General features: G+C 72.2%; 1 protein-coding gene (running past one end of the window). It reads left to right on the top strand.

The window, feature by feature from the left end; all coding sequences use genetic code 11:
* A protein-coding gene (locus Q5696_RS16675) for a non-ribosomal peptide synthase/polyketide synthase (RefSeq protein ID WP_305092377.1) crosses the window boundary here: on the top strand, positions 1-26,866 show its 3' portion. It extends 8,393 nt beyond the left edge of the window; only the last 26,866 of its 35,259 coding nucleotides appear in the window; the start codon falls outside the window, past its left edge; its stop codon occupies positions 26,864-26,866.
* Positions 26,867-26,905: the final 39 nt, after the last annotated feature.

Genomic DNA, 26,905 nt, shown 5'->3' with positions numbered 1-26,905 from the left:
GATCTGGCAGCGCGAGGTCCTCGGTGACGTCGCCGACCCGGACTCGCGGGCGGCCGCGCAGATCGCGTACTGGACGGATGCTCTCGCCGGTGCCCCCGAGGTACTCGAACTGCCCACCGACCGGCCGCGTCCGGCCCGGGCGTCGGCAGCCGGCGCGTTCGTCGACTTCGAGGTCGGCGCCGAGCTGACCGCGGGCCTGCACGCGCTCGCCGCGCGGCACGAGGCGTCGACGTTCATGGTCGCGCACGCCGCCCTCGCGGCGCTGCTGTCGCGGCTCGCGCACACCGGCGACGTCGTGATCGGCACGCCGAACGCGTCGCGCACCGACCGGGCCCTGCAGCCGCTGGTCGGCATGTTCGTCAACTCGCTGGCGCTGCGGACCCGGGTCGGCTCGGGGGAGACCTTCACCGGCCTGCTCGGCCACACCCGCGAGCAGGACCTGGCCGCGTTCGAGAACGCCGACGTGCCGTTCGAGGACGTCGTCGGCGCCCTGAACGTGCGCCGGACCTCGGCGTACGCGCCGGTGTTCCAGGTGATGCTCTCGTTCCAGAACAACCGTGTCGGCGCTCTCGAGCTGCCGGGACTGACCGTCGAGGTGCTCGAGGACCTCGACGAGGGTGCCAAGTACGACCTGACGGTCACCCTCACCGAGCGTGTCGACGCCTCCGGGCGTCCGATCGCGTACACCGGACGCGTCACGTACGCGACCGACCTGTTCGATGCCACGACTGCGGCGGCCCTGGCCGAGCGGTACGTCCGCGTCCTCGACGCAGTCGTCGCCGACCCGACCACGGTCGTCGGTGACATCGACATCTTCACCGAGCACGAGAGAATGCAGTTGACCAAGCCTGAACCCCGCCGTCCGCTGACCGTCCAGGAGCTCCCGCAGCTGCTCGCGGCGGCTGTCGAGGTCGCGCCGGACGCGGTGGCCGTCGCACACGACGGCATGCAGGTCACGTACCGCGAGTTCGACGAGCGGCTGCGGATGATGTCCGGGCCGATGGCCGAACGTGGCATGAGCCCGGACGCGATCGTGTCGGTGGTCCTCACCGGCCTGGTGCCGACGATCATGATGGCGCCGCCGGCCGAGGACGGCAGGGACGGCTTCACCGTCGTGCTCGATCGGCTGCTCGCGGACGCCGCGGACCTGGTCGGCGACGTCGACCTGTCGGGTATCGAGGCGACCGCGGTCGCGACCGCACCCACCGTGGACACCGACGCCCCGGGCCGGGAGGGCTGGCCGCTCGCCGACGCGGTCGCGCTGTGGCGCGGCCGGGTCGAGGCCGATCCGGACGCGGCCGTCGTCGTGGCGGACGGGGTCACCACCACCCGCCGCGAACTCGATCTGCGCACCGATCGGCTCGCGCACGCGCTCCTCGACCGTGGTGTCGGCCCGGACGACGTCGTGGCCCTGCTGGTGCCGCGGTCGCTGGACTGGGTGGTCGGCATGCTCGCGGCGTGGAAGATCGGTGCCGCGTACTGCCCGTTCGACCAGTCGTGGACGCTCGAGCGGATCACCGACCTGGTCGCGGACACCCGAGCCAAGGCGGTCGTGACGACGTCGGCGTGGGCGGATCTGCCGTCGGCGACGTTCGATCCGATCGTGCTCGACGACCCCGCCACCGTGGCAACGCTGGCCGGCTACCCGCAGGGCCTGCCGGTGACCGATCCGTGGTCGGGTCCGCATGCGGGTGCCCGCATCGCGTACGTCATCACGACGTCCGGGTCGACGGGCCGGCCGAAGCCGACGATGGTGCCGATGCTGGGCGTGTCCAACACGTTCCAGTGGTACCGCCGGGAACTGGCGTTCGAGGCCGGAACCGGTGTGCTGGTGGCGAATTCGCCGCTGTTCGACCAGACGCAGAAGAACATCTGGGTTTCGCTCGGGTTCGGGGGCGTGCTGTATCTCGCGCCGGACGGCTTCGATCCGCTGGCGATCCTGAAGATCGTCGACACCGGCGCGGTCGCGATCGCGAACATGGCGCCGAGTGCGTTCGAGGTCCTCGCCGACGTGCAGAGGGACACCCGTATGGGGTCGGTTCTGACGAAGCTGTCGGCGGTGGTGCTCGGCGGCGAGTCGATCCGTCCCGCGGCCACCGCGCCGCTGATCGGGTCGTCGACCCGCATGATCAACACCTACGGGCCGACGGAGACGTCGGACACCACGTCCTGCTACGAGGTGGACCTGTCGGCGGTCGATGCCGAGGACGGTCCGATCCCGTTCGGTACCGCGTTCGAGGGCGTCGAATACTACGTGCTCGACGACCGGTTGCGGCGGGTGCCGCGCGGCGTCACCGGTGAGCTGTACATCGGTGGCCAGGTGGTGGGACGCGGCTACGGCGGCATGACCGCGACGACGGCGTCCCGGTTCGTCGCCGACCCGTTCGCGGCTCCCGGCGCCCGCATGTACCGCACCGGCGACCTGGTGCGGGAACGCGCCGACGGTCAGCCGATCTTCCTGGGCCGCACCGACTTCCAGGTGAAGCTGCACGGCCTGCGAATCGAGCTCGGGGAGATCGAGACCGCACTCACCGACGACGAGCAGGTGCTGCAGGCCATCGTCGTCGTATTCGGCGAGGAAGACGAGGCGCGACTGGCCGGATACGTGACGGCCGCCGCGGGTGTCGCGCTCGACGCCGACACGGTCCTCACACGTCTGCGCCGGACGCTGCCGTCGCACATGGTGCCCGAGGCGCTGGTGGTGCTGGACGAGATGCCGCTCAACGCGAGCGGCAAGATCGACCGCAAGCAGCTGCCGGAGCCGGAGTTCACGGCCCGCGACGTCGAGTTCGTCGCGCCGCGCACCCCGCTCGAGGAGACCCTGGCCGCGGTGTTCGCGGACGCGCTCGGTGTCGACCGGGTGGGTGTGACGACGTCGCTGTTCGACCTGGGCGGCAACTCGTTGGCCGCGGCCCGGATCGCGGCCCGCGTCGCCGCCGCGACCGGTGCCACCGTCGGCATGCGGGAACTGTTCGACGCCCCCACCGTTGCCGAGCTCGCCGAGCACGTACAGTCGCTCGGCACGTCGGCGCCGCGCCCCGAACTGGTCGCCGCCGAGCGTCCCGCCACGATTCCGCTGTCGCTCGCGCAGCAGCGGATGTGGCTGCTCAACCGGATCGACGCGTCGTCCCCGGCCTACAACATCCCGATCGTGCTGCGGATGCGCGGCGCCCTCGACGCCGATGCCCTCGCCGGCGCGGTCCGGGACGTCGTGGCGCGGCACGAGGTGCTGCGCACGGTGTTCCCCGTCGCCGACGACACCGCGGACGGGCCGCACCAGGTGATCCTGCCCGCCGGTGACGTGCAGCTGGATCTGGCCCTGGACCTGGAGCAGGCCCCGGTCACCGAGGCGGATCTCACGGCGGCCGTCACGTCCGTCGCTGCCGCCGGATTCGACCTCTCGACGTCGATCCCGGTGCGCGCGAAGCTGCTGCGGCTGTCCGACGACGAGCACGTGCTCGTCGTCGTCACGCACCACATCGCGTCCGACGGCGGCTCGGCGATCCCGCTGGCCCGGGATCTGATGCTCGCGTACGCGGCCCGCACCGAGAACCCGGGTGCCGTCGACGTCACGCCGGCGTGGCCGGCGCTGCCGGTGCAGTACGCCGACTTCGCGATCTGGCAGCGCACGCTGCTCGGTGATGTCGCGGATCCGGAGTCGCTCGCCGCCCGGCAGGTCCGCTACTGGGCCGACGAGCTCGCGGGCCTGCCCGAGGTGCTCGAGCTGCCCACCGACCGCCCGCGCCCGCTGGTGCGGGACATGCGTGGCGACGCGGTGCAGTTCGCGGTGCCCGCCGACCTGCACGCGCAGCTCGCGGAACTCGCCCGCGCACAGGGTGTTTCGATGTTCATGGTGCTGCACGCCGCGCTGGCCGTCGTACTCGGACGCGTCGCGGCCACCGACGATCTCGCGATCGGCACCGCCGTGTCGGGCCGCGGTGACGCGGCCGTCGACGACCTCGTCGGCATGTTCGTCAACACGCTCGTCCTGCGCACCCGGTTGCGGTCCGACGAGCCGTTCACGGCGCTGCTGGCGCGGGTGAAGGACACCGATCTGGCTGCGTTCGGCAACCTCGACGTGCCGTTCGAGCAGCTCGTCGACGAGCTGGCGCCGCCGCGCACCACGTCGCACACGCCGCTGTTCCAGGTGGTGCTCTCGCATCAGGCCGACGCGGTCCCGGCGCTCGAGTTCGCGGGCCTGGACGTCACCGCCGACGCCGTCGACGTGGGCTTCGCGAAGTTCGATCTCACGGTCGACCTGGCGGAGTCGCACGGTACCGCCGGCGAACCTGCCGGTATCGCCGGTCACCTCGGTTTCGCCACCGACATCTTCGACGCCGACACCGCCCGGGCGCTCGCCGAGCGTTACGTGCGGGTGCTGCGGGCCGTCGCCGTGGACGCCGACACCACGGTCGGTGCGGTGGACGTGCTGTCCGACACCGAACGCGGCGCGCTGGTGCCGGTGCACGGCCCGCAGGGCAACACCGCGCAGCCGCTGCACGAGCTGCTGGCCGCCGCCGTCGCCGCGAACCCGGACGGTGTCGCGATCGTCGACGGCGACCGGTCGCTGACGTACCGGGATCTCGACGCCCGCTCCAACCGGCTCGCCCGCCTGCTGATCTCGCAGGGTGTGCGTTCGGAAACGTTCGTGGCACTGGGGATCACGCGGTCGATCGAATCCGTGCTCGGTATCTGGGCGGTCGCCAAGGCCGGCGGCGCGTACGTGCCGGTGGACCCGAACTATCCGGCCGACCGCATCGCGCACGTCGTCGCCGACTCGGGCGCCCTGCTGGGCCTGACGGTGTCGACGGCCCGCGCCGAGCTGCCCGCCGACGTCGACTGGCTCGACCTGGACACGCTCGCGCTCGACCGCTGGTCGGACGCCCCCGTCACCGACTCCGAGCGGCTCGCCCCGGTGCGCGTCGCGGACGTCGCGTACGTGATCTACACGTCCGGCACCACCGGCAAACCCAAGGGTGTCGCCGTCACGCACGGCGGTCTCGCGAGCTTCGCGCACGAGCAGCGGGAGCGGTTCGCCGTCACCGCCGACTCGCGGACGCTGCACTTCGCGTCCCCGAGCTTCGACGCGTCGGTGCTCGAGCTGCTGCTCGCGGCGTGCGCGGGGGCCACGATGGTGATCGCGCCGGCCGACCTGTACGGCGGCGAGGAGTTCTCCGACTTCCTGCGCGCGCAGCAGGTCACGCACGGTTTCGTCACCCCGTCGGCGCTCGCGTCGGCCGATGCCACCGGTATCGATTCGCTCACCCACGTGCTCGTCGGTGGCGAGGCGTGGTTCGCGGACCTGTCCGCGAAGTGGGCGCCGGGCCGGTCGATGGTCAACGTGTACGGCCCCACCGAGACGACGATCGCGGTCACGCTGTCCGATCCGGTGATGCCGGGGGTCAACCCGACCCTGTCCGGGCAGGTCCGCGGCACGAGCCTCGTGGTGCTCGACGCGCACCTGAACCCCGTTCCGGTGGGGACCCCGGGTGAGCTGTACGTGGCGGGCCCGAGTGTGGCCCGCGGCTACCACCAGCGGTTCGGTCTGACCGCGTCGCGTTTCGTCGCGAACCCGTTCGGTGAGCCCGGTTCGCGGCTCTACCGCACCGGTGACGTGGTCCGTTGGACCCGAACCGATTCGGGCGCACTGGATCTCGAATACATGGGCCGTTCCGACTTCCAGGTGAAGATCCGCGGTTTCCGGATCGAGCTCGGCGAGATCGACCAGGTGCTCGGATCGCATCCGTCGGTGGACTTCGCCGCGTCGTCGGTCGCGAAGACCGGTGGCGGCGACCCCGTCCTCGTCGCGCACGTGAAGGCGGTCGCCGGCGCCGTGATCGATCCTTCCGCGGTGCTCGCGCACTGCCGCGAGTCGCTGCCCGGCTACATGGTGCCCACCGCGCTCGTCGTCGTCGACGACGTGCCGCTCACCCCGGTCGGCAAGCTGGACCGGGCCGCGCTGCCCGCACCGGACCTGTCGGCACTCACCGCCGAGCACCGGGAGGCCGAGACGGCCACCGAGCGGGTCGTGGCCGAGGTGTTCGCCGACGTGCTCGGCATCGACCGGGTCGGCCGGGACGACGACTTCTTCGCGCTCGGCGGCAACTCGCTCGTCGCGACCCGGGTCGCGGCCCGGGTCGGTGCCGCGCTCGGTATCGATCTCGCGGTCGGGGAGATCTTCCGGGCCTCGACCGTATCCGGTCTGGCCGAGCGCATCGACGCGCAGGGGACCGGTACCGGTTCGCGGCCGCCGCTGCGCCCGCAGCCGCGTCCGGAGCGGATTCCGCTGACGCTCGCGCAGGAACCGATGTGGTACTCCAACCGCGTCGATCCGGGTTCGGCCTCCTACAACATTCCGCTCGCGCTGCGCCTGGACGGTGATCTCGACGTCGACGCGCTGCGGGGCGCGCTCGCCGACGTCGTGACCCGGCACGAGGCGTTGCGGACGGTGTTCCCGTCGTCGCCGGACGGCCCGTACCAGGTGGTGCGGGATGTTGCAGATGTCGATCTGGAACTGTCGGTGACGACTGTCGCCGACGAATCCGCACTGACCGCAGCCCTGTTCGCGGACGGTACGGCCGGGTTCGACGTCACGAAGCAGCTGCCGGTGCGGGCGAGCCTGTACCGCGTCGGGGACGGCGAGCCGGTGCGGCACGTGCTGCTGGTGGTGCTGCACCACATCGTCGCCGACGGTGGTTCGATCGCGCCGCTGGCCCGGGACCTGTTCACCGCGTACTACGGTCGCACGCAGGGGCAGTCCCCGGCGTGGGCGCCGCTGCCGGTGCAGATGGCCGATGTCGCGCTGTGGCAGCGCAGCGTGCTCGGTTCCGTCGACGACACACATTCGGCGATCGGCACGCAGCTCGCGTACTGGACCGAGCAACTGGCCGGTCTCCCGGACGTGCTCGACCTCCCGCTCGACCACCAGCGTGTCGCGGGACGGGTGCCGCAGCCGGGCCGGGTCGACGCCGTCGTCGACCCGCAGCTGTGGGCCGAGGTCGACGAACTCGGCCGCGCACACGGGGCGTCGGCGTTCATGGTCACCCACGCGGTGTTCGCGACGCTGCTCGCCCGCATGAGCGGCACCGAGGACATCGCCGTCGGCACGCCCGTCGGCGGTCGCGGCGACGCTGCCCTCGACAACCTGGTCGGCATGTTCGTCAACACGCTGGTGCTGCGCACCGCGGTGCCGCAGGACGCGACGTTCGCCGACCTGCTCGGGGCCGTTCGCGACGGTGACCTGGCGGCGTTCGCGCACCAGGATCTGCCGTTCGCGACACTCGTGGACCGGCTGGTGCCGCGCCGTCCGGCCGCGCATGCACCGCTCGTGCAGGTGATGCTGACGTTCCAGAACAACGAGGCCGCACACCTCGAACTGTCGGGGCTGACCGTATCGGCGCTCGAATCCCCGGACACCGCACCGAAGTTCGATCTCACACTCGGCATCGACGAGCAGGGCTCGGACACCGAGACCGGGACCCGGATCCTGTTCGACTACGCCGCGGACCTGTTCGACGAGGCCACGATCGCCGCGTACGCGGACCGGTTCCTGCGCCTCCTGGCGGCCGTCACGGCGGACCCGTCGGTGCAGGTGTGGGACATCGACCTGCGTTCGGACGACGAGCGAGCCGAGGCCGAGGTTGCGTCGAGGCCGGCGTCGGGAGATTCGTCGCTGAGCAACTCCGCGGTGGCCGCGGATCTGGCCGGCAAGCCGTTGCCCGAACTGCTGGATGCTGCCGCGTCCGTCAACCCGGACGGGATCGCGCTGTCGCACAACGGCACCGACGTCACCTACCGGCAGTGGCACGACAAGTCGACGGAGTTGGCGACGACGCTCGCCGCCGTCGGTGTCGGCCCCGAGGCCGCCGTGACGGTGGCGCTGTCGACGTTGCTGCCGGGCCTGCTCGACGGCGCCGCCGGAGAGGACTTCGCGGAGCGTTTCGCCGGTCTGCTCGCGAACGTCATCGCCGAGGCCGACGTCGCGGGGGACACCCGGGCGCTGGTCGTCGACCCGCTCGCGGACTGGCACGACCACGTGGCCGCCGACCCGTCGGCGATCGCGGTGGCGACCGCGGACGAGCAGCTGACCCGCGCCGAACTCGACGACCGCGCGAACCGGCTGGCGGCCCTGCTCGTCGAGCGCGACGCCGGCCCGGACCGTGTCGTCGCGCTCGTCGTACCGCGCTCGATCGAGTGGATCGTCGGCCTGCTGGCGACGTGGAAGGTGGGCGCCGCGTACGCGCCGATCGATCCGTCGTACCCGCTCGACCGCATCCAGGCGATGATCGAGGACAGCGGTGCGTGCGCCGTCGTGTCCACCACCGGCTGGACCGACGCCGCCGACAGCGGAGTCGACGTGCTGGTCCTCGACACCCCCGAGACGGCAGCGGCCCTGGCCGGGGCTGCGGTCGTCGACCGCGGGAACCCGTGGACGCAGCCGGGGGCGGGGGAACGGCTGGCGTACGTGATCTCGACGTCCGGCTCCACCGGACGGCCCAAGCCGACGCTGGTACCGATGCTCGGCTTCACGAACATGCTGGCGTGGTACCGCAAGGAAGCCGAACTTGCTTCCGGCACCGGTGTTCTCGTCACGTCCGCGCCAGGCTTCGACCTGACGCAGAAGAACGTGTGGGGGCCGCTGTCCACCGGTGGCACGGTGTACCTGGCGCCGGACGGCTTCGAGCCGCACGCGATCCTGCGGATGATCGCCGACCACGACGTGCACGTCACCAACATGGCACCCAGTGCGTTCGAGGCGCTCGTCGACCTCGACACCGACGACGCGCTGGCGTCGCTGCGGATGATCTACCTCGGTGGCGAGGCCGTGAACGTCGCACCGCTGACCGCGCTGCTGCAGCGCGGTGTGCGGATCGTCAACAGCTACGGCCCGACCGAGGCGTCCGACGTCGTCGCCCGCTACGAGATCACCGCGGACGACGCCGCACAGCACCAGCGGGTGCCCACCGGCACCCCGATCGACGGCGTCGCCCTGTACGTCCTCGACGCGCGGTTGCGGCACGTCCCCAAGGGCGTGACCGGTGAGCTGTACGTCGGCGGCATCCAGGTGGGCCGCGGCTACGGCGGACTGCCGAGCCTGACCGCGTCCCGGTTCACGGCCGACCCGTACTCGGCGCCGGGGCTGCGGATGTACCGCACCGGCGACCTCGTCCGCACCCGGCCCGACGGCACCCTGGAATTTCTGGGCCGCACCGACTTCCAGGTGAAGATCCGCGGCCTGCGCGTCGAACTCGGCGAGATCGAGTCGGCGCTGCTCGGCCGCGTCGACGTGTACCAGTCGATCGTCGTGGTCCACGAGACCGACGGCCTGCAGCGGCTCGTCGGCTACGTGGTCCCGGCCGATCCCGCGGCGGGCGTCGATGTCGACGCAGCGCTCGCGGACCTGCGCGGATCCCTGCCCGCGCACATGGTGCCCGACCTGCTGGTGACACTCGACGCGATGCCGCTCAACCCGAACGGCAAGGTCGATCGCAAGCGGCTGCCGGAACCCGACTTCACGGCGCAGGCCGCGGACTTCGTGGCGCCGCGGACCGCGCGTGAGGAACTGGTCGCGGACGTGTTCGCGGAGGTTCTCGGCATCGACCGGATCGGTGCCACCGACTCGTTCGCGGATCTGGGCGGCAACTCGCTCAGCGCGACCCGCGTCCAGGCGCGGCTCGAGGCGGCCTCCGGTATCGAACTGACCGTGCGCGCGATCTTCGACAATCCCACCGTCGAGGAACTGGCTCTCGTCCTCGAACGGGAGGCGTCGTCCGCGCACGCGACGGTGCCACTGGTCGCCGGTCCTCGCCCGGACCGGATTCCGCTGTCGCTCGCGCAGCAGCGCATGTGGTTCGTCAACCGGTTCGACACGTCGTCGCCGGCCTACAACCTGCCGCTCGTGTTGCGAGTGCGCGGCACACTCGACGCCGCCGCGATGCACGCGGCCCTGCGGGACGTCCTGGCCCGGCACGAGGCGCTGCGCACCGTGTTCCCGGAGACGGAAGACGGCCCGTACCAGTCGATCCGGGACGCCGACGACGTCACGCCCACGCTGGAGCCCATCGTCGTCGGCTCGGAGGCGGACGCGTTCGCCCGGGTGCAGGAGGTCGTCGCCGCCGGTTTCGACGTCACCGAGTCGATCCCGGTCCGCGCCGAGCTCGTGCGCATCGCCGGCGGTTCCGACGACATCGCCGACCATGTGCTGGCGCTCGTCGTCCACCACATCGCGGCCGACGGTGCGTCGATGGCGCCGCTGTTCCGGGACATGGTGTTCGCGTACGCGGCCCGGTCCGCGGGTGAGCCGCCGGTGTTCGAGCCGCTTCCCGTGCAGTACGCGGACTTCGCGATCTGGCAGCGGAACGTGCTCGGCGACGAGCGCGACCCGCAGTCGCAGGCCGCACGCCAGCTCGACTTCTGGCGGCAGACTCTGACCGGGCTGCCCGAGGTGCTCGACCTGCCCGCCGACCGGCCACGGCCGTCGGTGCAGTCGCTGCGCGGCGGCACCCTGCACTTCACGGTCGACGAGGACGTGCGCAGCGCGCTCGCCGACCTGGCCCACCGGCGCGGCGCGTCGCTGTTCATGGTGGTGCACGCCGCGCTCGCGGTGCTCCTCGAACGACTCAGCGGCACCGACGATCTCGCGATCGGTATCCCCGTCGCGGGCCGCGGCCGCCGCGAGACCGACGACCTGGTCGGCATGTTCGTCAACACGCTCGTGCTGCGCACCGAGGTGCATCCGGACGCCCGCTTCACGGATCTGCTCGCGCAGGTGCGTGGGCGCACGTTCGACGCCCTCGCCCACGCGGACGTGCCGTTCGAACGCCTCGTCGAGGTGTTGGACGTGCCGCGGTCCACCGCGCACCAGCCGCTGTTCCAGGTGGCGCTCGCGTACGGCGAGGACGCGTCGGTGCCCGAGATCACGCTGCCCGGCACGTCGGTGAGCGTCGTCGAGGCCGACATCGAGTCCGCCAAGTTCGACCTGCAGCTCTCGATCGCCGAGCGGTCCGCGGACGGCGGCGCCGACGGGTTCGCGGCATCGTTCACGTACGCCACCGACTTGTTCGACGAGTCCACCGTCGCGACGTTCGCGGAGCGGTTCACCCGAGTGCTGACCGCGATCGCCCGCAACGAGGACGTCGTCGTCGGCGACATCGCGATCCTCGACGACGCCGAGACGGCGGCACTGGCCCCGGTGCGGGGTCTGCCGTCGCTGCCCGAGGCGACGCTGCCGGAACTGCTGGCCACCGGTGTCGCACTGTCCCCGGAACGAGACGCGTTGCGGTTCGCAGGGGACAGCTGTACCTATCGTGAGCTCGACGAGCACTCGAACCGGTTGGCGCGCACACTGATCGAACGCGGAGTCGCACCCGGCCGCTACGTGGGCCTGGCGATCACCCGCTCGCTCGAATCGATCCTCGGAGTGTGGGCGATCGCGAAGGCCGGCGGCGCCTACCTGCCGATCGACCCCAAGCTGCCCGCCGACCGCATCGCCGGCATGCTCACCGACTCCGATGCCGTGCTCACCCTCACGGTGGCGCAGCATCTTTCGGTGCTGCCCGCCGACACCGCGGCACTCGTCCTCGACGACCCCGCCACCGTCGCGGACATCGCGTCCCGGCCCGCCGACGCCGTCACCGACACCGACCGGGCCCGCCCGCTGCACGTCGACGACCCCGCCTACCTGATCTACACCTCCGGCTCCACCGGCACCCCCAAGGGCGTCGTCGTACCGCACCGCGGCCTGGCGAACCTCGCCGACCAGGTGCGCAGCCACTACGAGGTCACCGCCGACGCGCACTTCCTGCACGTCGCATCCCCGAGCTTCGACACCTCCGTCGGTGAACTGCTCGCGACGTTCACCGCCGGCGCGACCCTCGTGATCGCCCCCGTCGACGTGTTCGGCGGCGAAGAACTCGCCGACCTCGCCCGACACGAAGCAGTCACCCACATCGTCATGACGCCCACCGCGCTCATGACCGTCGACCCCACCGGCCTCGACACCGTCCGTTCGGTGATCGTCGGCGGCGACGTGTGCACCCCCGAACTGGTCGCCAAGTGGGCCCCCGGCCGCGCCTTCCGCAACGCCTACGGCCCCACCGAGACCACCGTCATCGTCACCATCACCGACCCCATCGCACCGGGGCAGCCGGTCACGATCGGCGGCCCGCTGCGCGGCGTCGAATCACTTATCCTCGACGCCCGGCTGCGGCCCGTCCCCGTCGGCGTGCCCGGTGAGCTGTACATCGCCGGACCGTCCGTCACCCGCGGCTACCACGACCAGCCGTCGACGACGGCGGCCCGGTTCGTCGCCAACCCGTACGGCGAACCCGGCTCCCGCATGTACCGCACCGGCGACGTCGTCCGCTGGACCGACGACCACGACACCGGCAGCCACCACATCGAGTACGTGGGCCGCTCCGACTTCCAGGTGAAGGTCCGCGGCCTGCGCGTCGAACTCGGCGAGATCGACGCCGCCCTCACCGCCGCCGGTGACCTCGACTTCGCCGTCACCACCGGCGTCGACGACCCGGCCGGGCAGACCGCGCTCGTGTCGTACGTCAAGGCCGCCGCCGGCGACACCGTCGACGTCGACGCCCTGCGCGACACCCTGTCCCGCACCCTGCCGCCGTACATGGTGCCCGCCCACATCCTCGTCCTCGACGAGGTGCCGCTCACCGCGATCGGCAAACTCGACCGCGCCCGGCTGCCGGAACCCGAGTTCACCACCGTCGCAACGCACTACGAGGCGCCGCGACCCGGCACCGAGGCCGCCGTCGCCGACACGTTCGCCGAACTCCTCGGCCTCGACCGTGTCGGCCGCGACGACGACTGGTTCTCCCTCGGCGGCAACTCGCTCACCGCGACCCGCGTCGTCGCCCGCATCGGCCGGATCGTCGGCCGCCGCGTCGGCGTCCGGGTCCTGTTCGAGTCGCCTACCGTCGCCGCGTTCGCCGCCGCCGTCGACGCCCTGTCGGCCGACGCGTCCACCGAGGCCCGCCCCGAGCTGCGGCCCGTGCCGCGCCCGGACCGGATCCCGTTGTCGCAGGCGCAGAAACGCATCTGGTTCCTCAACCAGTTCGACACGACCTCCGCCGCCTACAACATTCCGCTCGTCATCCGGCTCACCGGAACCCTCGACATCGACGCGCTCGGTGCGGCCCTCGGTGACGTCGTCACCCGGCACGAGGTGCTGCGTACCCTGTTCCCGGCCGACGAGAACGGTGTCCCGCACCAGACGGTGCTGCCGGCCGACGGCCGGGCCGTGCCGCTCACCGTCACCCCGGTCGCCGACGAGACCGTGTTGCACGCCCGCCTCGTCGACCTGGTCACCGCCGGTTTCGACGTGCAGACCGACCTGCCGGTGCGCGGCGCATGCTTCCGCATCGCCGACACCGACGAGTACGTGCTCGCGATCGTCATGCACCACATCGCGTCCGACGGCGGATCCACCGCCCCGCTCGCCCGCGACGTCATGACCGCGTACCTGGCCCGCACCGCCGGACAGGCGCCCACGTGGGTGCCGCTCGACGTGCAGTACGCCGACTACGCACTGTGGCAGCGCGAGGTCCTCGGCGACGAGGCCGACCCGCAGTCGATCCTGGCCCGCCAGCTCGGCTACTGGACCGAACGCCTCGCCGGGCTGCCGGACCTGCTGGAGTTGCCCACCGATCACGCCCGCCCGGCCGTGTCGACCGGGGCCGGCGCACGCGTCGACTTCACCGTCGGCGCCGATGTCCTGGCCCGCGCCGAGGCCCTGGCCCGCGACAACGGCAGCACCCTGTTCATGGTGCTGCACGCCGCGTTCGCGGTGCTCCTCGCGCGCCTGTCCGACACCGACGACATCGCGATCGGCACCCCCGTCGCGGGCCGCGGCGAACGCGCCCTCGACGACCTCGTCGGCATGTTCGTCAACACCCTCGTGCTGCGCACCGAGGTGACGGCGGCGACCACGTTCACCGACCTGCTCGCCGACGTGCGCCGCCACGACGCCGACGCGTTCACCCACGCCGACGTGCCGTTCGAGCGGCTCGTGGAGGTCCTCGACCCGTCCCGGTCGACGGCGTCGTCGCCGCTGTTCCAGGTGATGCTGTCGATGCAGAACCACGAGCGCGCCGAGTTCACGCTTCCCGGCCTGACCGTCGCGTCGTTCGACGACGTCCTCGACGCCGTCAAGTTCGATCTGCAGCTCAACCTGGCCGCCGACCCGGACGGCGGCCTGGCCGCGACGTTCGCGTACGCGACCGACCTGTTCGACGAGCCCACGATCCGCGGTTTCGCGCAGCGGTTCACCCGCGTCCTGGACGCCGTCACCGCCGACCCGGACACCGCGGTCGGGGACGTCGACCTGCTCGACGACGCCGACCGGGCGCTGCTCGCCGCCGTCAACGACACCGCACACCCGGTGGCCGCACAGACCCTCGTCGACGTGTTCGACGAGCAGGTGCGCCGCACCCCCGACGCGGTCGCACTGCGCTACGAGGGTGAGGCCCTCACCTACCGCGAGTTCGACGCCCGCGCCAACCGGCTCGCCCGCGAACTCGTCGCCGCCGGTGTCGGCCCCGACACGTTCGTGGGGCTGGCCGTGCGCCGCTCGTTCGAACTGATGGTCGGCATGTACGCGATCGTCAAGGCCGGTGGCGCCTACGTGCCGATCGACCCGGACCATCCGGCAGAGCGCATCGCGTACGTGCTCGAGTCCGCGGCCCCCGTCGTCGTGCTCACCACCACCGGCGACAAGGACACCGTTGCGGTCGCCGATTCCGTGACCGTCCTGAACCTCGACATCCTCGACGTGTCCGGCCGCGCCGAGCACCCGCTCACCGACGCCGACCGGCTCGCGCCACTGCGCCCGGACAACCTCGCCTACGTGATCTACACGTCCGGGTCGACGGGCCGCCCCAAGGGGGTCGCGGTGCCGCACGCCGGCATCGTCAACCGGCTGCGCTGGATGCAGGCCGAGTACCCGATGGACGCCGGCGACGTCGTCGTGCAGAAGACACCGTCCACGTTCGACGTGTCGGTGTGGGAGTTCTTCTGGCCGTTGCAGATCGGCGCGTCGCTCGTGATCGCCCGTCCCGGCGGCCACACCGATCCGCTGTACCTCGCGGACCTGATCTCGGTGGAGCAGGTGACGTGTGCCCATTTCGTGCCGTCGATGCTGTCGGCGTTCACGGGGGTCGTGCCCACCGGGACGGTGCCGTCGCTGCGGCAGGTGTTCTGCTCCGGTGAGGCGCTGCCGCCGCAGTCCGCGGCCGCGTTCCGCGCCCTGAGCGATGCCGCGTTGCACAACCTGTACGGGCCCACCGAGGCGTCCGTCGACGTCACCTACCACGAGGTGACCGTCGCCGACGTCGACACCGTCCCGATCGGTGTCCCGGTGTGGAACACCCGTGTCCACGTCCTCGACGGCCGGTTGCGGCCCGTGCCCGTCGGCGTGCCCGGCGAGCTGTACCTCGCGGGCATCCAGCTGGCCCGCGGTTACGTGGGCCGCCCCGACCTGACCGGCGACCGGTTCGTCGCCGACCCGTTCGACCCGGCCGGCGGGCGCATGTACCGCACCGGCGACCGGGTGACGTGGACGCTCGGCGCCGACGGTCGCCCGACGATCGTGTACCTGGGCCGCACCGACTTCCAGGTGAAGCTGCGCGGCCTGCGGATCGAACTCGGTGAGATCGAGGCCGCCCTGCTCGCCGCCGGCAGCGTCGCGCAGTCCGCGGTCCTGGTGCAGGACACCGCGCTCGGTCAGCGGCTCGTCGGCTACGTCGTGCCCGCACCGGGCGCCACCGTCGACGTCGACGCCCTGCGCGCCACCGCCGCGCGCACCCTGCCCGAGTACATGGTTCCCGACCACGTGACCGTCCTCGATGCGATGCCGCTGAACCCGAGCGGCAAGCTCGACCGCCGCGCCCTGCCGGTGCCGGACTTCACGATCGACGAAGACCGCTACGTCGCACCGCGCACCGACGTCGAGCAGGCGCTCGCCGACCTGTTCGCGTCCGTCCTGGGCCGCGACCGGGTGGGTGTCGAGGACTCGTTCTTCGCGCTCGGCGGCGACTCCATCGTCTCCATTCAGCTTGTGGCACAGGCGAAGCGAGCCGGTATCGAGTTCACGCCGCGGGACGTGTTCGAGCGTCGCACCGTCGCCGCGCTCGCCGAGATCGCGACCGTCGGCGGCGGCGAGACCGTCGAGGAACTGCCCGGTGGCGGTGTCGGCCGGGTGCCGGCCCTGCCCATCGCGGTGCACACCGCCGAGCGGCCCGGCTCGTACCGGCGTTTCTCGCAGGTGCGGCTCGTGACCGTGCCCGCCGGGGTGAGCCGCGACGTCGTCGTCGGCGCCCTCGCGGCCGTGATCGACCACCACGACATGCTCCGGGCCAGGTTCGGCCGCGACGACGCGGGCCGCTGGTACCACGACGTCCCGGCCGCCCCGCACCCCGGTGTGGACGCGCTCGTGCAGCACGTGCCCACCGCACACATCCCCGGCAGCGACGCGTTCACCGCGCTCGTCGCCGAGCACCTCGACGCCGCCGGTGACCGGTTCGATCCGGCGTCCGGTGTCGTCGTACAGGCCGTGTGGTTCGACCCCACGGACCCCGCCGCCGGTACCGGCCGGCTGCTGCTGGTGATCCACCACCTCGCGGTCGATGCGGTGTCGTGGTCGGCGATCCTCGCCGATCTCGCCGTCGCCGGGCACCAGCTGGCCGTCGGTCAGCCGGTGAACCTGCCCGCCGTCGGCACGTCCTTCCGGCGCTGGGCGCACGCCGCCCTCGAGACGGCGGGCTCGGACGCGAAGACGGCCGAGCTGCCGTACTGGCGGGCCGTCGTCGACGGACCCGACCCGGCGCTGGGGGAGCGTGCCCTCGACCCGGCCGTGGACGTGTTCGCCACCACCGACCACATCACCGTCGACGTCGCCCCCGACGTCACCGAGGCCGTGCTCACCACCGCCGCCGAGGCGTACCACGGCGGCGCCAACGACGTGCTGCTCGCGGCGCTCGCCCTCGCGGTCACCCGCTGGCGGCGCGACCACGGCGTCGACGTCACCTCGACCCTGCTCGACCTCGAGGGCCACGGCCGCGAGGAATCGGTGCTGCCCGGCGCCGACGTCTCCCGCACCGTCGGCTGGTTCACCAGCCTCTTCCCGGTGCGGCTGGACCTCGCCGGCATCGACCTCGACGACGCCTTCGCCGGTGGCCCCGCCGCCGGGGCCGCGATCAAGGCAGTCAAGGAACAGCTGCACGCGATCCCGGACAGCGGTCTCGGCTACGGCATGCTGCGGCACCTGGCGGCGGATGCCGTGGACGCCGTGGCGGCGCCGCGGCAGATCCTGTTCAACTACCTGGGTCGCTCGACCGGTGGCGATCTCGCCGAGCAGTTCGGCGAGCACGGTTGGGTGCCGGTGTCCGACGCCGGCGACCTGCTCGGCACGTTCGACGCCGACATGCCCGTCGCCGCCCTCGACATCGGTGCGGTCACGCTCGTCGGCGTGGACGGTCCCGCGCTGCGGGCCCGGTGGAACTTCCCGACCACCCTGCTCGGCGCCGACCAGGTGCGGGCGATCGCCGACCTGTGGGTCGCGGCGCTCACCGGGATCGCCACGCACGCAACCGGTCCCGACGCCGGTGGCTTCACCCCGTCGGACTTCCCGCTGGTGGCGCTGACCGGTGCCGACGTCGACGGCCTCGAGGCCGCGCTGCCGGGACTGTCCGACGTGTGGTCGCTGTCCCCGCTGCAGTCCGGTCTGCTGTTCCACTCCGTGCACGCGGGTGCGGCCCTGGACGTGTACACCGTCCAGTTCACTCTGGAACTGGCCGGTGTCGTCGACGCCGACCGGATGCGGGCCGCCGCGCAGGCGCTGCTGGACCGGCATCCGAACCTGCGGGCCGGGTTCACATACGCCGCGAGTGGCATCCCCACCCAGGTGATCGTCGATCGCGTCGAGGTGGACTTCGCCGAACTCGACGTCCGCGACACCGACCCGGCACAGCGCGACGAGCAGGTGCGGGACGCGATGCGCGCCCAGCGCACCACCGCGTTCGACATGACGCGTCCGCCGCTGCTGCGGTTCCTGTTCGTCCGGTACACCGACCGCGTCGAACTCGTCACCACGACGCACCACATCCTGCTCGACGGCTGGTCGACGCCGCTGCTGATCAACGACCTGATCACGCTGTACGCGACCGGCGGCGACGACACGCACCTGCCGCGTCCGCGCCGCTACCGCGACTACCTCGCGTGGCTCGCGCAGCAGGATCCGGCCGTGTCCCGGCAGGCGTGGGCCCGTGCCCTCGCCGACGTCGACGGCCCCACCCTGTTCGCACCCGGCCGGGGTGCCGAGTCCATCGGCGCCCTGCCCCGCGATCTTCCGGCGGAGCTGTCGGCGGACGCGACGGCCGCCCTGCAGCGCGCCGCGCGGGACCGTGGCGTCACCGTCAACACCGTGATCCAGGCGGCGTGGGCGCTGGTGATCGCCCGCTACACCGGACGCGACGACGTCGTGTTCGGCACCACCGTGTCGGGTCGGCCGCCGCAGCTCGCGGGCGTCGACCAGATGATCGGCCTGTTCGTGAACACCGTCCCCGTGCGGGTGCGGCTCACGGCCGGGGAATCCCTCGGCGCACTGCTGGACCGGCTGCAGGCCGAGCAGGCGGCCCTCATGGACCACCACTACCTCGGTCTCGCCGAGATCCAGCAGACCTCCGGCACCGGCGAACTGTTCGACACCATCACGGTGTTCGAGTCGTACCCCGTCGAGGACACCGGTGTGGACCGCGACACCAGCATCGACGGCATGTTCGTGCGCGGTGCCCGCGGCGAGGACTCGGTGCACTACCCGCTCGGTGTGTCCGTCAGCATGGACGCCACGCTGAAGGCGACCCTCAAGTACCGCACCGACGTCGTCTCCGACGAGCAGGCCGCGGTCGTGCTGGGCCAGTACCTGGCCGCGATCGAGACCCTGGTCTCCGACGCCGACCGCACCGTCGCATCCGTCGACGTGCTCGGTGCCGGGCAGCTCGCCGAGCTGACCCCGGTCACCGGCGCAGCGGCCGGGGAGCCGGCGCTGCTGCCGGACCTGCTGGCGGCCACGGCGGCGGCCCACCCCGACACGGTGGCGCTGGTCACCGTCGACGGCGAGGTCACCTACGCCGAGCTCGACGCCCGCTCCAACCGGCTCGCCCGACTGTTGACCGCCCGCGGTGCCGGGCCGGAAACCGTTGTCGCACTGGGTATGTCCCGATCACTGGAATCGGTGACGGCGGTGTGGGCGGTCGCCAAGACCGGTGCCGCGTACGTGCCGGTCGACCCCACCTACCCGGCCGACCGCATCGAGCACATGCTCCGCGACTCCGGTGCCCTGTTCGGTGTCACCGTCGCCGCCTCGCGGGAGTCGTTGGGCGACATCGTGTCCTGGATCGAACTCGACAGTGCCGCTGTGGCCGCCGAGACGGCGGCCGCATCCGATGCCCCGGTCACCGACGCGGACCGCACCGCCCCGCTGCGGATCTCGAACACCGCGTACATGATCTACACGTCGGGGTCGACGGGCCTGCCCAAGGGCGTCGAGGTCACCCACCGTGGCCTCGCCGACATGGCCCGCGAGACGATCGACGTCCTCGGCTCCGGCCCCGGCAGCCGGGTGCTGCACGCGGCGTCGCCGAGCTTCGACGCGTCCGTCTTCGAGATGATGACGGCGTTCTCCGCCGGCGGCACCCTCGTGGTGTGCCCGCCCGGCGTGTACGGCGGCGACGAGTTCGCCGACCTGCTCGACGCCCGCGGTGTCGACCTGGCGTTCATGACGCCGTCGGTGCTCGCCTCGCTCGGTGGCCGGGACCTGCCCGCGCTGCGGACGCTCATCGTCGCCGGTGAAGCGTGCCCGCCGGAACTGGTGGACCGCTGGGCGCCGGGCCGGCGCATGCTCAACCTGTACGGCCCCACCGAGGCGACCGTGTGGACCACGGCGTCCCGGCCCATGCAGCCCGGCATCGGAGTCGACATCGGCGGCCCGGTGCGCGGCGTGCAACTGCTGGTGCTCGACGCGATGCTGCGCCCGGTCCCGGCCGGCGTGGACGGCGAACTGTACATCGCCGGCCCGTGGCTCTCCCGCGGCTACCACGCCCGGTACGGGCTCACCGCGGAGCGGTTCGTCGCGAACCCCTTCGGCGACACCGGTTCCCGCATGTACCGCACCGGCGACCTGGTGCGCTGGACCGACGACCGTCAGCTCGAGTATGTGGGCCGCACCGACTTCCAGGTGAAGATCCGCGGCCTGCGTATCGAACTCGGCGAGATCGATGCGGCATTCGCGGCCCACCCGGACGTCGACTACGTCGCCACGATCGGGCAGCAGGGCAGCGCGGGCAACACCGTCCTCGTCGCCTACGTCCGCCCGGTGCCCGGCACCAGCCCGGACCCGGCGGGGCTCGCGGCGTTCGTCGCCGAGACGCTGCCCGAGTACATGGTGCCCGCCGCCGTCACCGTCCTCGACGAGATCCCGCTGACCCCGGCCGGCAAGCTCGACCGCCGCGCCCTGCCGGAGCCCGACTTCTCGGCCCTGGTCAAGGACGTCGTCGCGCCGCGCACCGAGCTCGAGACCCGGCTCGCGACCGTGTTCGCCGACGTCCTCGGCCTCGACACCGTCGGCGTGCACGACTCGTTCTTCGCGCTCGGCGGCGACTCCATCGTCTCCATCCAGCTCGTCGCCCGCGCCAAGGAAGCCGGTCTGTCGTTCGGGACGCGGGACGTGTTCGAACGCAAGACCGTTGCCGCGCTCGCCGAGATCGCCACGACGTCGACGTCCGGCGCCGAGACGCTCGACGAACTGCCCGGCGGCGGAGTCGGTGACGTGCCGCTCACCCCGATCGTGCGGTGGATCCTCGACCGGGACGGCAGCCTCGACCGGTTCGCGATGCCGGCACTGCTGACCCTGCCCGACGGCATCGACCGCGACCGCCTGGTCGCGACGCTGCGCGCGGTCGTCGGCCACCACGACGCGCTGCGGTCGCGGCTGCGCCGCATCGACGGCGACTGGACGCTCGACGTCCTGCCCGACGTGGACGTCGACGCTGCAGTGCACCGTGTGGACGTGTCGGTCGGCTTCGGCACGGACGCGTTCACCGAGCTCGCCGCCCGCGAATTCGCTGCGGCTGCACAGCGTCTCGACCTCGCGTCGGGCCGGGCCGTGGAGTTCGTGTGGTTCGCACCCGCAGCGGGCGGGCCCGGACGCCTGCTCGTGATGGCCCATCACCTCGTCGTCGACGGCGTGTCGTGGCGCATCATCGTGCCCGACCTCATGGCCGCATGGGGACAGGTGTCGGCCGGGGCGTCCACGGTGACGCTGCCCGACGCCGGAACGTCTTTCCGGCGCTGGGCCCACGGCCTTGCCGAACAGGCCGCGCAGCGCCGCGGTGAGCTCGACACGTGGACCGCGCTGGTCTCCGGCGACGACCCACAGCTCGCGTCCCGGCCGCTCGACCCGACCCGCGACCGGCTCACCGACCTCGAACGCGTCGAGGTCACGGTCCCGGCGGACGCCACCGACGCACTGCTCACCGCGGTGCCCGAGGCGTTCCGCGGCGGCGTCAACGACGGCCTGCTCACCGGTCTCGCGCTCGCGGTCACGCAGTGGCGTCGCCGTCGCGGCACCACCGCCGACTCGGTGCTGGTGAACCTCGAGGGCCACGGCCGCGAGGAGCACGCGGTGCCGGGCGCCGAACTGGGCCGCACCGTCGGCTGGTTCACCAGCCTGTACCCGGTACGCCTGGACCTGGCCGGTATCGACGTCGACGACGCGTTCGCGTCCGGCGCCGCCGCCGGACGAGCCGTCAAGGCCGTCAAGGAGCAGCTGCTCGCGGTGCCCGACCACGGCATCGGCTACGGCATGCTGCGCTACCTCGACGACGAGAGCGCCGCGGTCCTCGCGGCACTGCCGACCCCGCAGATCAGCTTCAACTACCTGGGCCGGTTCGGCACCGACACCCTCACCGACGAGATGCGCGCACACGGCTGGATGCCGGCCGCGGAAACCGTCACCGGGGACCTGGACGTCGATCTGGCGGCCGCGTCGGCGCTCGAGATCAACGTCAGCGTCGACGAGACCGCCAAGGGTCCGCAGCTGCGGGCGGCGTTCGCGTTCCCGCGCGAGCTGCTGACGGCCGCCGAGGTCACCGAACTGGCACAGCTGTGGCGGGACGCGGTCGCGTCCCTCGCCGCGCACGCGAGTTCCGCGGCGGCGGGCGGGCTGACCCCGTCCGACGTGCTCGCCGACGTCACACAGGGCGACCTCGACACGTGGGAGACCACGTACCCGGGGCTGGCCACCGTGTGGCCGGTCTCGCCGCTGCAGGCCGGATTCGTGTTCCACGCGCTGTACGCCGAGGACACCGTCGACGTGTACACGCCGCAGGTGGTCCTGAAGCTGCAGGGCACCGTGGACGCCTCCCGGATGCACCGTGCCGCACAGGCCTTCCTGGACCGGCACGCCAACCTGCGGACCGCGTTCGTGACGTCCGGCGACGGCCGTCCGGTGCAGCTGGTGGTCGACGGTGTGCAGGCGCCGTGGTCGGAACACGACGTGCACGCCGCCGCCGATGTCGAACAGGACCGCGCCGCGGTCCTGGCCGCCGAGACCGCCGCCGGATTCGATCTGGCGACGCCGCCGCTCATCCGATTCGCCCTCGTGCGGGTCGGGGCGGACCGCTACGACCTGGTCGTCACCAACCACCACATCCTGCTCGACGGCTGGTCGCTGCCGCTGCTCGTCCAGGAACTCGTGGTGCTGTACGCGGCGTCCGGCGACGCCACCCACCTGCCGCCGGTCCGCTCGTTCGGGGACTACCTGGGCTGGCTGGCCCGCCGCGACACCGGTGCGTCCCGCGCCACGTGGCAGCGGGCGCTCGCCGGACTGGACACGCCGACCCTGCTGTCGGCGGGAACCGCCACCGGTGACGACGTCTCCGTCGAGATCGCCACGGACGTCGTCGAACTGGACGAGCAGGCCACCACGGAACTGCAGCGTCTGGCCCGCGACGAGGGCGTCACCCTCAACACGATCGTGCAGCTCGCCTGGTCGATCGTGCTGGCCCGGCAGACCGACAGCGACGACGTCGTGTTCGGTGCCACCGTCTCGGGCCGTCCGGGTGACCTGCCGGGTGTCGAGTCGATGGTCGGCATGTTCATCAACACGCTGCCGGTGCGGGTGCGGCTGTCCGCACGGGAGTCGCTGCGGGATCTGTTGCGCCGCATCCAGCGGGAACAGACCGAACTGCTCGACCACCACTACATCGGGCTCGGTGACATCCAGCAGGACGCCGGACTGGGGCAACTGTTCGACAGCCTCGTGGTGTTCGAGTCCTACCCGGTCGCCACGGCCGGCGAGGGCGTCGAGATCGACGGTATGCGCATCGTCGGCGGCGAGGGCGAGGACCGCACCCACTACCCGGTCACCGTCACCGCCGAGGGCAGCACCCGGCTGCGGCTCACCGTCAAGGGGCTGCCGCAGCTCGTCGGCGCCGGCGACACCGGTCTCGCGGCCCGCCTGCAGGGCGCTCTCGCGCACGTCGCACGGGCACCGCAGCAGCCGGTCGGCGACGTCGACCTGCTCACCGCCACCGAACGCACCCTGGTGCTGGAGACGTGGAACGACACCGCGCACACGGTGCCGGTCACCACGACCCCGCACCTGGTGGCGGACCGCGCAGCGGCCACCCCGGACGCGACGGCCGTCGTCGCCGGCAGCGAACGGCTCACGTACGCCGAGTTCACCGCGCGGGTCAACCGCCTGGCCCGGCACCTCGTGGCGTCCGGTGTCGGACCGGACACCGTCGTCGGTGTCGCGGTGCGCCGCAGCCTCACCCAGGTGATCGCACTGCACGCGATCCAGGTGGCCGGCGGCGCGTACGTGCCGCTCGATCCGGAACATCCGGAGGAGCGGATCTGCCACGTCGTCGAGACCGCCGCCCCGGTGTGCGTGCTCACCACGGTCGCCGATGCGGCGAACCTGGACCTGGACGTACCGGTGTTCGACGTCGACGCCCTGGACCTGTCCGGGTATGCCGACACCCCGCTCACCGACACCGACCGCCGGGCACCGCTGCGCCCGGAACACCTGGCGTACGTGCTGTTCACATCGGGGTCGACGGGACGGCCGAAGGGCGTCGCGATCAGCCACGGCGCACTGGCGCACCAGCTGGCATGGATGCGGGAGCAGTACGGCGTCGACGCGTCGGACGTGCTGCTGCAGAAGACGACGTTCACGTTCGACGCCTCCGTGTGGGAGCTGTTCCTGCCGCTCACGGTGGGTGCCACGCTCGTCGTGCCCGGCCCGGACGCGCACAAGGACCCGGAGGCGATGGTCGACGCCGTCGCCGCCGAACAGGTCACGATCGTGCAGTTCGTGCCGTCGGTGCTGGATCTGTTCCTCGATGTCGCCGCCACCGATCCGGCGCGGACCGCGTCGCTGCGGTGGGTGTTCGCCGGCGGCGAGCCGCTGCCGGAGACGACGGCGGCCCGTGTCGCCGCACTCGGCTCGGCGTCGCTGGTGAACCTGTACGGGCCCACCGAGGTGACGATCAACAGCGTCGCGCAGACCGTCGACGGCGGTGGCACGTCCGCGATCGCGGCGATCGGCACGCCGGTGTGGAACACCCGCGCCTACGTCCTGGACTCGGCCCTGCGCCCGGTGGCCGTCGGTGTGCCGGGAGAGCTGTACCTGTCCGGTGACCAGCTGGCCCGCGGCTACCAGGGACGAGCCGACCTGACGGCGGAACGGTTCGTCGCGAACCCGTTCGGCCCCAGCGGTTCTCGCCTCTATCGCACCGGTGACCTGGTGCGGTGGCAAGGGGACGGGACTGCCGGCTCGCTGGAATTCCTGGGACGCACCGACTTCCAGGTGAAGGTCAACGGCCTGCGCATCGAACTCGGGGAGATCGAGGAGGTGCTGCGCGGCCACGAGACCGTGGCGCAGGCCGCGGTGATCGTCCACGAGACCGAGCGGGGCTCCCGCCTCGCCGCGTACGTGGTGGCCGAGACGGGACGTACCGTCGACGTCGCCGCGCTGGTCGCGGAGGCGTCACAGGAACTGCCCGAGTACATGGTTCCGGATGCGACGGCGGTCCTCGACGCGCTGCCGCTGGGCGCGAGCGGCAAACTCGACCGCCGCGCCCTGCCGGCACCGGAGTTCGCGTCCACCGCGCAGTACCGGGCGCCGGGCACGGCGACCGAGAAGGCGCTGGCCGCCCTGTTCGCCGAGGTCCTCGGGGTCGAGCAGGTCGGTGCCGACGACTCGTTCTTCGACATCGGGGGCGACTCCATCGTCTCGATCGCCCTGGTCACCCGGGCCCGCGCCGCGGGCATCCGGTTCACGGCGCGAGACGTGTTCGAGCAGCGCACGGTGGCTGCGCTCGCGGCGGTCGTGGATTCCGCGACCGGGACCGGTACGGGGCACTTGGTCGAGGCCGTCGGACCGGCACCGGTGGCGCCCGTCGTGCACAAGATGCTCGAGCGGGGCGGCGACTGGAACCGTTTCGTCATGCCGATGATGCTGACGCTGCCCGCCGGGATCGGCCGCGACCAGGTGGTCGCCACGATCTCCGCGGTCGTCGACACGCACGACGTGCTGCGCTCGACCCTCGTGCTCGGCGACGAACAGGTCCTCGAGATCGCGGCCGCCGGCACGGTGGACGTGGACGCCCTGGTGCGACACGTACCGCTCGCGGCCGACGCCGCACCCGGCACCGACGGTTTCGCGGCCGTCGCGGCACCGGAGTTCACGGGCGCCCTGGACCGGCTGGATCCGCAGGCCGGTGCGATGGTCGAGTTCGTGTGGTTCGATCCCGCAGACCCGGCGGTGCCCGGACGCCTGCTGGTCGTCCCGCACCACCTGGTGGTGGATTCGGTGTCGTGGCGGATCCTGGTGCCGGACTTCGTGACCGCGGGCATGCAGATCGCGGCGGGGGAGACGGCGCAGCTCGCGCCGGTCGGAACCTCGCTGCGGGAGTGGGCGCTCGGCCAGGTCGAGGCGGCGCGGACCCCGCAGGTGCGGGCCGAACTCGACGTGTGGCGCCGCCAGGTCGACGGGCCCGATCCGTTGCTGGGCTCGCGGGCCCTCGACCTGACGGTGGACCGGGCGGACACGGTGACGCGGACGCAGTTCACGGTGCCGGTGGCGGCGACCGAGCGACTGCTGGCGGCGACGCCGACACAGCTCGGCGGCGACGTCCGGGACGTGCTCGGGGCGGCGCTCGCACTGGCGGTCACCCGCTGGCGGCGTGCGCGTGGCGTCGACGCGACGGCCACGGTGGTCACCCTCGAGGGCCACGGCCGCGAGGAATCGGTGGTGGCCGGGGCCGATCTGTCCCGGACCGTCGGCTGGTTCACGTCGATGTACCCGGCCCGGCTCGATCTCGCCGGTATCGACATCGACGACGCCTTCGTCGGCGGTGCGGCGGCCTCGACGGCCGTGTCGGTGGTGCGAAACCAGTTGGCGCAGTTACCGGATCGCGGCATCGGCTACGGCATGCTCCGGTACCTCGATCCCGAGTCGAAGGCCGTGCTGGGGGCGTTCCCGGAACCGCAGATCGTGTTCAACTACATCGGACGCGTCGACGCCGCCGAGATCCCCGACGAGGCCCGCGGTCTCGGCTGGGTCCCGGACTTCGACACCCCCGATCTGGGGGCCGGCACCGCCAACCGCATGCCGGCGCAGGCGGTGCTGGACATGCAGTCCGTCGTCACCGACACCGGCGAGGGGCAGCAACTCACGGCCTACGTCTCCTACCCGCCCGGCGTCCTCGACGCCGACGCCGTCGCCGAACTCGGACGGTACTGGGCGGACGCGGTGACGGCGCTGAGCGGTTCCGCGGGAGAGTGAATCCCGTACCGGGTGGTGGTGTCGCGGTCGGCGATACCA

Source organism: Prescottella sp. R16, from assembly GCF_030656875.1.
Lineage (GTDB): Bacteria > Actinomycetota > Actinomycetes > Mycobacteriales > Mycobacteriaceae > Prescottella.
This window is presented reverse-complemented; position numbering and strand designations above follow the sequence as displayed.